This is a genomic window from Burkholderia sp. E168m15 (assembly GCF_016586105.1).
GTDB lineage: Bacteria > Pseudomonadota > Gammaproteobacteria > Burkholderiales > Burkholderiaceae > Burkholderia > Burkholderia orbicola.
The window spans coordinates 56,327-67,899 of the sequence record NZ_BCPO01000205.1 but is presented as its reverse complement, the minus strand read 5'-3'; the positions used below and the strand labels follow the sequence as shown (position 1 = coordinate 67,899).

10 protein-coding genes are annotated in these 11,573 nt (G+C 68.1%); 8 read left to right on the top strand and 2 right to left on the bottom strand.

Going from position 1 to position 11,573, the window contains the following annotated elements; translation table 11 throughout:
- The 5 genes from JMF86_RS31860 to JMF86_RS31840 all read left to right on the top strand — a co-directional run.
- Positions 1 to 1,247, top strand: a 1,247-nt coding sequence (locus JMF86_RS31860) for an NAD-dependent succinate-semialdehyde dehydrogenase (RefSeq protein ID WP_201317272.1), incomplete at its 5' end; no start/stop codon positions are given.
- 132 nt (positions 1,248 to 1,379) lie between these two features.
- Complete coding sequence (locus JMF86_RS31855; RefSeq protein WP_011549847.1) at positions 1,380 to 1,976, top strand: TetR/AcrR family transcriptional regulator; 597 nt, start codon at positions 1,380 to 1,382, stop codon at positions 1,974 to 1,976.
- Positions 1,977 to 2,025: 49 nt separating this feature from the next.
- Entirely contained in the window at positions 2,026 to 3,507 is a 1,482-nt protein-coding gene (locus JMF86_RS31850) for an MFS transporter (RefSeq protein ID WP_011549848.1), read from the top strand.
- A gap of 70 nt (positions 3,508 to 3,577) precedes the next feature.
- A complete protein-coding gene (locus JMF86_RS31845; RefSeq protein WP_011549849.1) occupies positions 3,578 to 3,886 on the top strand; it encodes an EthD family reductase in 309 nt (102 codons plus the stop codon).
- A gap of 137 nt (positions 3,887 to 4,023) precedes the next feature.
- The gene (locus JMF86_RS31840; protein ID WP_232338860.1) at positions 4,024 to 4,332 is read left to right on the top strand and encodes a hypothetical protein; all 309 of its coding nucleotides are present in this window, start codon (positions 4,024 to 4,026) and stop codon (positions 4,330 to 4,332) included.
- A gap of 118 nt (positions 4,333 to 4,450) precedes the next feature.
- Here JMF86_RS31840 and JMF86_RS31835 read toward each other — a convergent pair whose 3' ends face one another.
- Positions 4,451 to 5,926 (bottom strand): HD domain-containing phosphohydrolase, encoded by a 1,476-nt coding sequence (locus JMF86_RS31835; RefSeq protein WP_054928661.1) that lies wholly within the window; start codon positions 5,924 to 5,926, stop codon positions 4,451 to 4,453.
- A 292-nt stretch (positions 5,927 to 6,218) separates the two neighbouring features.
- On the opposite strand from JMF86_RS31835, the gene JMF86_RS31830 reads away from it, so the two are divergent.
- Positions 6,219 to 6,794 (top strand): DUF308 domain-containing protein, encoded by a 576-nt coding sequence (locus JMF86_RS31830; protein ID WP_011549852.1) that lies wholly within the window; start codon positions 6,219 to 6,221, stop codon positions 6,792 to 6,794.
- 105 nt (positions 6,795 to 6,899) lie between these two features.
- On the opposite strand, the gene JMF86_RS31825 is transcribed toward JMF86_RS31830, so the two are convergent.
- Positions 6,900 to 8,246 (bottom strand): MFS transporter, encoded by a 1,347-nt coding sequence (locus JMF86_RS31825; RefSeq protein ID WP_011549853.1) that lies wholly within the window; start codon positions 8,244 to 8,246, stop codon positions 6,900 to 6,902.
- Positions 8,247 to 8,544: 298 nt separating this feature from the next.
- Here JMF86_RS31825 and JMF86_RS31820 point away from each other — a divergent pair, with 298 nt between their 5' ends.
- Together JMF86_RS31820 and JMF86_RS31815 are read left to right on the top strand one after the other, a co-directional pair.
- Positions 8,545 to 9,582: a LacI family DNA-binding transcriptional regulator gene (locus JMF86_RS31820; RefSeq protein WP_011549854.1), complete on the top strand. Its 1,038-nt coding sequence runs from the start codon at positions 8,545 to 8,547 to the stop codon at positions 9,580 to 9,582.
- 188 nt (positions 9,583 to 9,770) lie between these two features.
- A complete protein-coding gene (locus JMF86_RS31815; RefSeq protein ID WP_011549855.1) occupies positions 9,771 to 11,552 on the top strand; it encodes an IlvD/Edd family dehydratase in 1,782 nt (593 codons plus the stop codon).
- The last annotated feature ends 21 nt before the right edge of the window (positions 11,553 to 11,573 follow it).

Here is an 11,573-nt window from a genome sequence, read left to right as displayed (position 1 = left end):
CGATCCTGCGTGCCTGGCATGCGGCGATCGTCGCGCACACCGACGATCTCGCGAAGCTGATGTCGCGCGAACAGGGCAAGCCGCTTGCCGAAGCGCGCGGCGAAGTCGCGTACGGTGCATCGTACGTGCTGTGGTTCGCCGAGGAAGCGACGCGCACGTACGGCGACCTGATCCCGCAGCAGCAGCGCGGCAAGCGGTTGAGCGCGGTGAAGGAGCCGATCGGCGTCGTCGCGGCAATCACGCCGTGGAATTTCCCGCTCGCGATGATCGCGCGCAAGATCGCACCCGCGCTCGCGGCCGGCTGCACGGTGGTCGCGAAGCCGGCGGAGGACACGCCGCTGACCGCGCTCGCGCTCGCGTTGCTCGCGCAGGAAGCCGGCGTGCCGGCCGGTGTGCTGAACCTGATCACCGCGTCGCGCGAACGCGGCATCGACGCGGCGGCCGACTGGCTCGCCGACGGCCGCGTGCGCAAGATCACGTTCACCGGCTCGACGCCCGTCGGCAAGCTGCTCGCGCGCGAATCGGCGGCGACGTTGAAGAAGCTGTCGCTGGAGCTCGGCGGCAATGCGCCGTTCATCGTGTTCGACGACGCCGAGCTCGATGCCGCGGTCGACGGGCTGATGGCCGCCAAGTTCCGCAACGGCGGGCAGACCTGCGTATCGCCGAACCGCGTGTACGTGCAGGCCGGCGTCTACGACGCGTTCGCCGCGAAGCTCGCCGCACGCGTCGCCGCGTTGAAGGTCGCGCCGGCGACCGACCCGGCCGCGCAGATCGGCCCGATGATCAACGCGCGCGCGGTCGACAAGATCGCGCGCCACGTCGGCGATGCCGTCGAACGCGGCGCACGCGTGCTCGCGGGCGGCAAGCGCCTGACCGAGCTCGGCGCGAACTACTACGCGCCGACGGTGCTCGCCGACGCCACCGCCGACATGCAGCTCACTTGCGAGGAAACCTTCGGCCCGGTCGCCGCGCTGTTTCGCTTCGATACGGAGGACGAAGCGGTCGACGCCGCGAACGACACGCCGTTCGGGCTCGCCGCGTATTTCTACACGCAGGACGTGCGGCGCATCGCGCGCGTGTCGGCGCGGCTCGAAACGGGCATCGTCGGCATCAACGAAGGCGCGCTCGCGAGCGAGGCCGCGCCGTTCGGCGGCGTGAAGGAATCGGGCTATGGTCGCGAAGGTTCGCGCTATGGGCTCGACGATTATCTGTCGATCAAGTACCTGTGCCAGGGCGGGCTCGACTGAACGGATGAATCCGGGCCGTCCGCGAGGACGGCCGTCGCCGTGTCCGGTCAAGCTACGCGCATTGACATCGGAACCGATCGGTCCATATAATGAATCCAACTTCAGGCACCGCATCGTTTGCGAAACCGATCAATGGCAAATCCGGCTGGCGTGGGCCGTCCGCGCGAATTCGAACTGGGCGATGCCGCGCGCGACGCGATGGACGTTTTCTGGGATCGTGGCTATGAGGGCGCGTCCCTGCCCGACCTGATCGCCGGCACCGGCTTGTCGCGCGGCAGTCTCTACAAGGCATTCGGCGACAAGAAGGCGCTGCTGCTGGCGGCGCTCGACCTGTATATGGCCGACGGGCTCAAGGCGACCGCCGACATCCTGTCGCAACCCGGCCCCGTGAAGGACGCCATTCGCGACTCGCTGTTGCGCTATGCCCGGCTGTCCATTGGCGAGGCCGGCCGGCGCGGCTGTCTCGCGGTCGCGATGACCACCGAGCTGGCCGCGCGCGATGCCGATGTCGCGGAACGCACCGGGCGCATGTTCCGGCGCCTGCAGCAGCTCTATGCGGGCGCGATCGTCCGCGGCCAGGCGAGCGGCGAGATCCCCGAGCAGGACGAACAGGTGCTGGCGCGTTTGCTCGTCTGCCAGGTCGAGGGCATGCGCGTGCTGGGGAAAACCGGCGTCCCCGAGCACGACATGCTTGCGCTGGTCGACCGCACGATGCGCATCCTCGACTGATATTTTTTACCCAATTTGGAACCGATTGGTTCCGTATGGAGAGCCATCCATGTCACGGAATGACCCCGTATCACCCGACCCGCGTCGCTGGGCCATGTTTTCGGTCCTGCTCGTCGGCGCGTTCCTGCCGCCGCTGGATTTCTTCATCGTCAATGTCGCCCTGCCGTCGATTCGCGCGGAACTGGGCGCCTCGTCGTCGGCCGAGCAACTCGTCATTTCGTCGTATGCGGGCCTGTACGCGGTGACGCTGATCACCGGCGGACGATTGGGCGACCTGTTCGGCCGCGGGCGCGTGTTTTTCCTCGGCTTGATCGGCTTTGCGATCGCCTCGACGCTGTGCGGCCTCGCGAGTTCGCCGTGGACGCTCATCGTCGGCCGCGCGTTGCAGGGCGTGACGGCCGCGATCATGGCGCCGCAGGCGCTCGCGTCGATCCAGGCGATCTTTCCCGAATCGGAAAAGCCGCTCGCGCTCAGCCTGTACGGCGCGGTATTCGGCCTCGCCGCCGTGGTCGGGCAGGCGCTGGGCGGGATCCTGATCTCGCTGAATCTGTTGAACCTCGGCTGGCGCACGATCTTCCTCGTCAACCTGCCGCTGGCGATTCTGGTCGTCCTGTTCGGGATTCCGCTGCTGAAGGAAACGCGTGCACAGCATGCGCGCAAGCTCGACCTCGGCGGCACCGCGCTATCGATGCTGACACTGGGCGCGCTGATCGTGCCGCTGATCGAGGGGCGCGAAGCGAGCTGGCCGGCATGGGCATGGGTGTCGCTGCTCGCGGTGCCGGCCCTCGCGTGGGGCTTCTGGCGCTACGAGCGCCGGCTGGGCAGCCGCGGCGGCGCACCGCTGCTCGACCCGACCGCGCTCCGAGCCCCGGGGCTGGGCCGGGCGTTGCTGATCGCGCTGCTGCTGTACTCGATCGGCACGTTCTTCCTGCTGTTCTCCGTGTATCTGCAGAATGCATTGCACGTCGACGCGCTGAGCGCGGGCCTCGTGTTCCTGCCGTTCGGCGTGGGGTTCCTGCTCGGCCCGCTGTCGACGCCTGTCTGCTCGCGTGTCATCGGCGCTTACGTCAATCCGTTCGGCATGAGCCTGGAGATCGTCGGGCTCGTCGGCCTCGCGTGGTTGATCGACGTCACGCCGGTCGGGATGCCGCTCACTGCCGTGCCGCTCACCGTCGTTCTCTTCGTCATCGGTTTCGGACAAGGCCTCGCGCTGCCGACCCTGATGCGCATGGTGACGGGGCGCGTCGCACCGGCGCTGTCCGGCATGATCGCCGGCATCGTCAGCTCGACGCTGCAGGTCAGCACGTCGCTCAGCGTGGCGATCATCGGCGGAATTTTCTATACGGTGCTCGGCACGCGCCAGGACCCGGCGGCCATCGCGCATGCGTTCATCGTCGCACTCCTGTCGATCTCGTCGTTCCTCGCCATCGGCGCCGCGCTGGGCCTCTCGCTCGCTCGTGCACCCGCCGCGCCCCCCTCGCTGCCGGCCGCTGCCCGGCCGACCTTCGGCCCGGCGCGCAAACGGCCGTGATCGCCCGTCATCGCCAGTCGTCTCCCGTATCGACATTCGCCGCCGTAGCAGTCCGACCTGGAGGTCATTCATGTTTTTCGTCGTTTCCTATCGCCGAGCCGCGGGCACGCGGTTCGATTCCCGTTACTACGTCGAGCAGCACATTCCGCTGGTGGAAAAATCCTGGAAACCGTACGGACTCGAATACGTCGACGCTTTCTTCCCGGCACGTGAGGATAGCGAACTGATCGTCGTGGCGATGTGCCGCTTCAAGGACAGCACGACATTGGACGCCGCGCTCGCGTCCGCGGAGACGGCTCACGTCATGGCCGATATCGATGCGTTCACCGATATCGAACCCGATCGGCACATCGCGGATATGTTCTCGCGCATGTCGTAGCGGCGGTCACGCGGTAACGGCGATCGCGCGCCGCCACGCATCGGTTCCGGCGAGCGCCATCGGTCACTTGTCCGATGGCGCCGCGAGCGATCGGGTGTCAGGATAGGCAACGTCACGCGACTACCCGAACCGGGAGGATGACTGCAATGTCGGTACGTCAGCTGTTCATCGTCGAACTGGCGAGCGGCCTGCCCCGCGCGTTCGGCGTGCTCGCTATCCTGTCGGGACTATTTCGGATCGGCATCGCGGTGCGTCGCGGCAAGCACGCCGGCACGCCGTCGCGAACGATCCCGGATGGGGCGCGAACGGCGCTGGCCGGCGCGCTGCTTTCCTGCGAAGCCGTCGGCGCCGTCTACTTCGCGATCGCGACGTTGGGGTACGGCTGGGCCGACACCGACGCAACGGCCCCGGATCGCCGGAAACGGGTGAGCGACTGGCCGTCTTGAACGGCACGACCGCCATTTCCGACAAGCGGGACAAACCACTGCACGGACGGAGTGTCAAAGGCCGCGCAGGCCGGGCCGTCCTTCCGCGCACGAAGGCGAATCCGCAGCGCGGAGCGCGTCACAGCAACCCCAGCGCCGACGCCTTGAGGGTCGCCGCGGCACGCGTCGAACATTCGAGCTTGCGGAACGCCTTCTCGACATGGGTTCGCACCGTGCTCGGACTCATCGCGAGCGCCTGCGCGACTTGTTTGTTGCTCGCGCCGCGGGAGATCGCCCGCAGGACGTCGACTTCCCGTGCGGACAGGCGCGGGCCAGCGGGCGACGGGCGCGTGGCGGTGCGCCGAAGCAAGGGCGCGCCACCCGTCACGAGCGCGGCCACCGCTTCGCCGCACAGCCGGCCGCACGCCGCTTCTTCCTGCAACTGGCCAGCGGCCGCGGCATCGCTCAGCGCCGCGCGCCACGGACGCGCCGAGCGCAACGCGACCCACGCCAGCGACGCCGCCAGCACGCGCGCCTCCAGCGTCAACGCCGCCTCGCGCGCGCCGCGAAAATAACCCGAGCCGTCCAGCCGTTCATAGGCATACGACGCGAGCACCGCGGCTTCGCCGAGCGCGCCGGTCTGCCGGCCGGCGCGCTCGGTCCAGTACGGCACGAGCCGCACCTTTTCCCAGGCGCTGGCAGGCAGCCGCGTCGGCAGATTCCACACGTCGTTCGGCACCGCGGCCCGACCGATGCCATGAATCAGTCCGGCGCGGTACACGCGTTCGCGCGCCGCCTCGTCCGGCGAGAGACGGCCGTAACACGCGGCCGCCGTCGCGGCGACCGAACGCGAAAAACCCGTCATCCACGGCAGTTTCAGATCGATGACGTCCGCAATCAATTCCGCGGACGTCGCGCCCTGCATGTCCGGTGTGGCCAATGCGGCGTCCAGGTCGGCGGGCGCCATGTGCTCGAGCGCCGCCAGCCAGCGCGGCGCCTCACGCGCAGCCGTCTCGACGAGCATGGCCGGGTAGCGTGACCCCGCGCGTTGCCCGATCAGTTCGACGGCCCGTTCGATGCCGTACGTGCGGCTGAACACGTCGAGGTCGCCCGCGAGCGCGACGATCGACACGGCGGGCGGCACCTGTTCGTGCACGAGCCGGGCGGGCAGCCCGTTACCGTCCCAGGTTTCGAAGATATGCCGCAGCGCGGTTTCCGTCGCGCTGGACAGACCGAGTATTCGCGCCACCTCGCCCGAGACTTCGCAATGGATCTGTGCGAGCGGGATCAGCGCGACGCCCGCCCCGCCGATCGCTTCGGCGATGCCGGGCCGGCCCTCGAGCATCGCGGCGCGGATCGCGACGTCGTCGCCGAATACCTGCGCGAAACCCGCCGCGTTCGCCGTGCAGCCCGACCAGCGCAACAGCGCCACTTCGCGCGCCGTGTCGCACACCGATGCGTCGAATCGTGCCGCATGGGCGAGCTGCGCCGCCAGCCAGCCGGTGCGCGGCGAATGGTCGGTCGGCTGGCCCATGCTGAGGTCGCCGATGAAGGCCAGCGCGCGTACGGCGTCGAATATGCGCAGCGGGGCGTGACGGGCTTGGGCGTCGGACATCGGGCGGGGCCGGGACGTTTGCAAGGATGGGAAAACGATCATACGCGACGGCGTCGCGGCGTGCATGAGCATGAGCATCGGGGCTCGGGGTTCGCCGCGGCCGGCCCGGCGCGAAGTCCCCCCGCCTCGGTGCAGGCAACCGGAGGACGTCGCCATCGGACATCTGACCGATAGCGGCAAGGCCGGGCGATTGCGATACTCGGCGCACTGGAGATCCGGGCGGCACCGCATCCGCATGGCGGAAGCCCTGCATGCCGGCCGGAACGACGATTCAATGTACGAAGGAGTGCAAATGGCTGACCGCTACCCCGAATTTCGTCCCCCTGCCGACGAACAATGGCTGAAACGGTACTACTTTTCCCGGGCGATATTCTCGCTGATCTGGGTCGCGCTGGCGTTTGCCGTCGGCCGGCAGAGCGCGGCCGGCGCGGCGGTCCTGCTGGTCGTTTATCCGGCCTGGGATGCGCTCGCCAATTTCGTCGACCTGTCCCGTAGCGGCGGGATGGCGGCAAACCGCACGCAGGCAGTCAACGTCGCGATCAGCGCCGTCACGACGCTGGCGGTATTTCCGGCGCTGAATGCGGGCATGCATGCGGTGCTCACGGTGTTCGGCGTCTGGGCGATTCTCTCCGGCGTGCTGCAGCTCGGCACCGCCGTGCGACGCTGGAAGCTTGCCGGCGCACAGTGGGTGATGATCCTGAGCGGTGCGCAATCGGCACTGGCCGGCCTGTTCTTCATCGTCCAAAGCCATGCGCCGATGCCGCCCGCGATCGTCAAGATCGCGGGCTACGCGGGAGTCGGTGCGCTTTATTTCCTGATATCCGCGATTTGGTTGCAGGTGCGAGGGATGCGACGCAGCGTGTCGTGAGCGCCCGGATGCGATGCCGTAGCCAGCGGTGTCGTGCCGGCCACTCTCCGCGTGGCGCATCCGTTGTACCGGCCTCGCACCGCGACCTGGCGTCGTGCGAATGCCCTACCGCCCCACCGGCGGCTGCAGGATGTCGCGCGGAATCGCCGCGATCAGCACGCAACTGACCAGCAGGCACGCGCCCAGTGCGTAGGTCCCGTTGTTGATGTTGCCGGTCATTTGCTTGGCGACGCCGGTGATCATCGAGCCCGTGAAGCCGGACAGGTTACCCACCGAGTTGATCAGCGCAATGCCGGCGGCCGCGGCCGTGCCGGACAGGATTTGCCCCGGAAAGGTCCAGTAGATCGGCATCAGCGCGAGGATGCCGCACGTGGCGATGGTCAGGAATACGATCGACAGCGCCACGTTGTGGGCGAACGCCGCGCTCAGGATCAGGAAGACGCCGCCGATCAGCGCGGGAATCGCCGCATGCAGGCGGCGCTCGCCGGTCCTGCGCGAGTGCGAGGCGTTCCACACCATCGCGAAGATGGCGGTCAGGTACGGAATGGCCGTCAGCACACCGATATGCAGCGGGCTCTGCACGCCCGACGCGCGGATGATCGACGGCAGCCAGAACGCCAGCCCGTAGAAGCCGGTATTGAAGGTCAGCAGGATGAAGGTGAGCAGCCAGACGCGCGGGCTGCGCAGCGCGGCGCCGATGCTGTGCGACTTGTGCGCGGCCTCGGCTTCGAGGTTGCGCGACAGCACCGCCTTTTCGTCGGCGGACAGCCACTTCGCCGACTGCGGGCCGTCGCCCAGGCACGCCAGCACGATGAACGCCACGACGATCGACGGCAGCCCTTCGAGCAGCAGCATCCATTGCCAGCCGCTCATGCCCGACAAGCCGTGCGTCTGCTCCATCAGCCAGCCGGACAGCACGCTGCCCAGCGTCAGGCTCAGCGGGATCGCGACCAGGAAGCCCGACATCGCCACGCTCTGGCGCCGCGCCGGGAACCAGTAGTTCATGTACAGGATGACGCCCGGGAAAAATCCCGCTTCGCACAGCCCCAGCAGAAAGCGCAGCGTGTAGAACATCGTGGTCGTCTGCACGTGGAAGAACTGCGCGAGCGGCACGATGAACGCCATCGACGACGACACGATGCCCCACGTGATCATGATCCGTGCGATCCAGAAGCGCGCGCCGTAGCGGTGCAGCAACAGGTTGCTGGGCATCTCGAACAGGAAATAGCCCCAGAAGAAGATGCTGGCGCCGAGCGCATAGACGCCGTCGCTCAGGCTCAGGTCGTCGAGCATCTGCAGCTTGGCGAAGCCCACGTTGACGCGGTCCAGGTAGGCCACGACGTAGCAGAGCAGCAGCAACGGCAGGATGCGCCGCATGACCTTGCGATAAAGGGCGTCTTCGGACGAGTCGGCCGCGGCCGGTGCGGCAGCGGCCTGCGTGAGGGATGGCATCGGTCTGTCTCCTGTTTATGTCGATCTTCTTCGTACCGGCGAGTGCGTTTGACGCATCGATGTTACCGATAACATCCGGTGGCAAAAAAAAGCCGGCGAGGCGACGGGAGCGATCAGCACGTTGATACCGGTAACAAAATCGAAGGTAGCACGTCGCGACAGGCACGTACAAGTGTCGCCGGACGCGTGGTTTCCCTAGTACGGCCCTCACCGCGACGGGCACGCCGCGACCGTGCCTGGACGATATGCCGCACCGGTATGATGTAGCCTTTCCGGCTCTCTCCCGATCGCGATTCCGATGCCCAGCCCCACCGCCGTCCGGCCCGCCGGGCCGCCCCGCATGTCCGACGTAGCGCGCCTTGCCGGCGTATCGAAGATGACGGTATCGCGCGTGCTCGCGGGCCACAGCGTGGCCGCCGAGACGCGTGCACGGGTCTGCGAGGCCATCGACCGGCTCGGCTACGTGGCGGATGCCGCCGCGGGCGCGCTGTCGTCGGGGCGCTCGGAATTCGTCGCGGTACTGGTGCCGTCGCTGTCGAGCTCCAACTTCTCGGACACCGTGCGCGGCCTGACCGATGCGCTCGAACCGCACGGCCTGCAACTGCTGCTCGGCGACACCGACTACGACCTCGAACGTGAAGAACGGCTGGTCCGTTCGATGCTGCGGCACCAGCCGCGTTGCATCGCGCTGACGGGGTCGCAGCACACCGACGCGACGCGCAAGGTATTGGAGCGCTCCGCGATTCCCGTGGTCGAGATGTGGGACCTGCCCACGCACCCGATCGACACCGCCGTGGGCTTCTCGAACGTGCGGGCCGCCCGTGCGATGGTGCGTCATCTGGCCGAGCGCGGTTACCGGCGCATCGGCTTTCTCGTCGGCGCGAGCGAACTGGATCGCCGCGGCTTGGACCGGCTCAAGGGCTACCAGGCGGAGATCAAGGCGCTCGGGCTGGGCAAACCGCGCGTCGTGCGGCTCGGCGAATCGCCGATCACGATGAGCCACGGCGGGCCGGCGATGGCGGCGCTGCTGGAGCGCTGGCCGGACACCGACGCGGTGATGTGCGTGAGCGACATGTCGGCGTTCGGCGCGATCATGGAATGTCACCGGCGCGGGCTGTCAGTGCCTGCCGACATCGCAGTGGCGGGCTTCGGGAACTTCGAAGTGGCGACCTGCTGCCACCCGACCATCACGACCGTGTCGGTCGACGCGTACGGCATCGGGCTGCGCACGGGCGAGGCGTTGCTGGCGGTGCTGCAAGCCCGTGACGGCGGCGAGCCGACCGAGTCGAAAAGCATCCGGATCGACTACACGATCATCGCGCGGGAAAGCGCCTGACGGGCCGACGGCCGGGCGTGCGCCGACGCGCGACATGCGCGGCCTCCCATCGGCCCCCTGGCCTGCATCTGCGCCACGCGCACACGAAATCCCTTCCGCTACGCAAAAAACCCGTGCTAACATCCCATCGATGTTACCGGTACCATCCGGCATGCAAAATCAAGAAGGCCCTTCGGAGACAGCCTGCCATGTCACACACCCCTCGCCGTCTGCGCAGCCAGGAATGGTTCGACGATCCCGCGCACGCAGACATGACCGCGCTCTATGTCGAGCGCTTCATGAACTACGGGTTGACGCGCGAGGAACTGCAATCGGGCCGCCCCGTCATCGGCATCGCGCAGACGGGCAGCGACCTGGCGCCATGCAACCGCCACCACATCGAGCTGGCCGAACGCACGAAGGCCGGCATCCGCGATGCGGGCGGCATTCCGATGGAGTTCCCCGTGCATCCGCTGGCCGAGCAAAGCCGCCGGCCCACCGCCGCACTCGACCGTAATCTCGCGTACCTCGGGCTGGTGGAAGTGCTGCACGGCTTTCCGCTGGACGGCGTGGTACTGACGACCGGCTGCGACAAGACCACGCCGGCCTGCCTGATGGCCGCGGCGACCGTCGACCTGCCCGCGATCGTGCTGTCGGGCGGCCCGATGCTCGACGGCTGGCATGAGGGCAAGCGGGTCGGCTCGGGCACGGTGATCTGGCATGCACGCAACCTGCTGGCCGCCGGCGAGATCGACTACGAAGGCTTCATGCAGCTGACCACGGCTTCATCGCCGTCGATCGGCCACTGCAACACGATGGGCACCGCGCTGTCGATGAACAGCCTGGCCGAGGCGCTGGGCATGTCGTTGCCGGGCTGCGCGAGCATTCCCGCCGCGTACCGCGAGCGCGGCCAGATGGCTTACGCGACCGGCAAGCGCGCGGTCGAGCTCGTTCGCGAAGACCTGCGCCCGTCGACGATCATGACGCGCGCGGCGTTCGAGAATGCGATCGTCGTGGCCTCCGCGCTCGGCGCATCGACCAACTGCCCGCCGCACCTGATCGCGATTGCGCGCCACATGGGCGTCGAGCTGAGCCTGGACGACTGGCAGCGTTTCGGTGAAGCCGTGCCGCTGCTCGTCAACTGCATGCCGGCCGGCGAATACCTCGGCGAAAGCTTCCACCGCGCCGGCGGCGTGCCCGCCGTGCTGCGCCAGCTCGATGCGGCGGGGCTGTTGCGACGCGACTGCCTGACCGTGTCGGGCCGCGCGATCGGCGAGATCGCCGACACCGCGCAGGACGCCGACCGCGACGTGATCCGTACGCCCGACGCGCCGCTCAAGCATGGCGCCGGCTTCATGGTGCTGTCGGGCAACTTCTTCGACAGCGCGATCATGAAGATGTCGGTGGTGGGCGACGCGTTCCGCCGGACCTACCTTTCCGAGCCGGGCGCGGAGAACACGTTCGAGGCCCGCGCGATCGTGTTCGACGGCCCCGAGGACTACCACGCCCGCATCAACGATCCCGCGCTGAACATCGACGAGCGCTGCATCCTCGTGATCCGCGGCTGCGGCACGGTCGGCTACCCGGGCAGTTCCGAAGTCGTGAACATGGCGCCGCCCGCCGAGCTGGTGAAGCGCGGCGTGACGTCGCTGCCGTGCCTGGGCGACGGCCGCCAGAGCGGCACGTCGGCCAGCCCGTCGATCCTCAACGTGTCGCCGGAAGCGGCAGTGGGGGGCGGCCTCGCGCTGCTGCGCACGAACGACCGCGTGCGCGTGGACCTGAACCGCCGCAGCGTCGACGTGCTCGTCGACGAGGACGAACTCGCGCGCCGCCGCGAGACCGCAAGCTTCACCGTGCCGCAGGCGCAAACGCCGTGGCAGGAACTCTATCGCCGCTTCGTCGGCCAGCTGTCCACCGGCGGCTGCCTCGAACCGGCCACGTTGTACCTGAAGGTAATCGAGCAGCGCGGCAACCCGCGCCATTCGCATTGACCCCACCGCCTCCGACTCTTG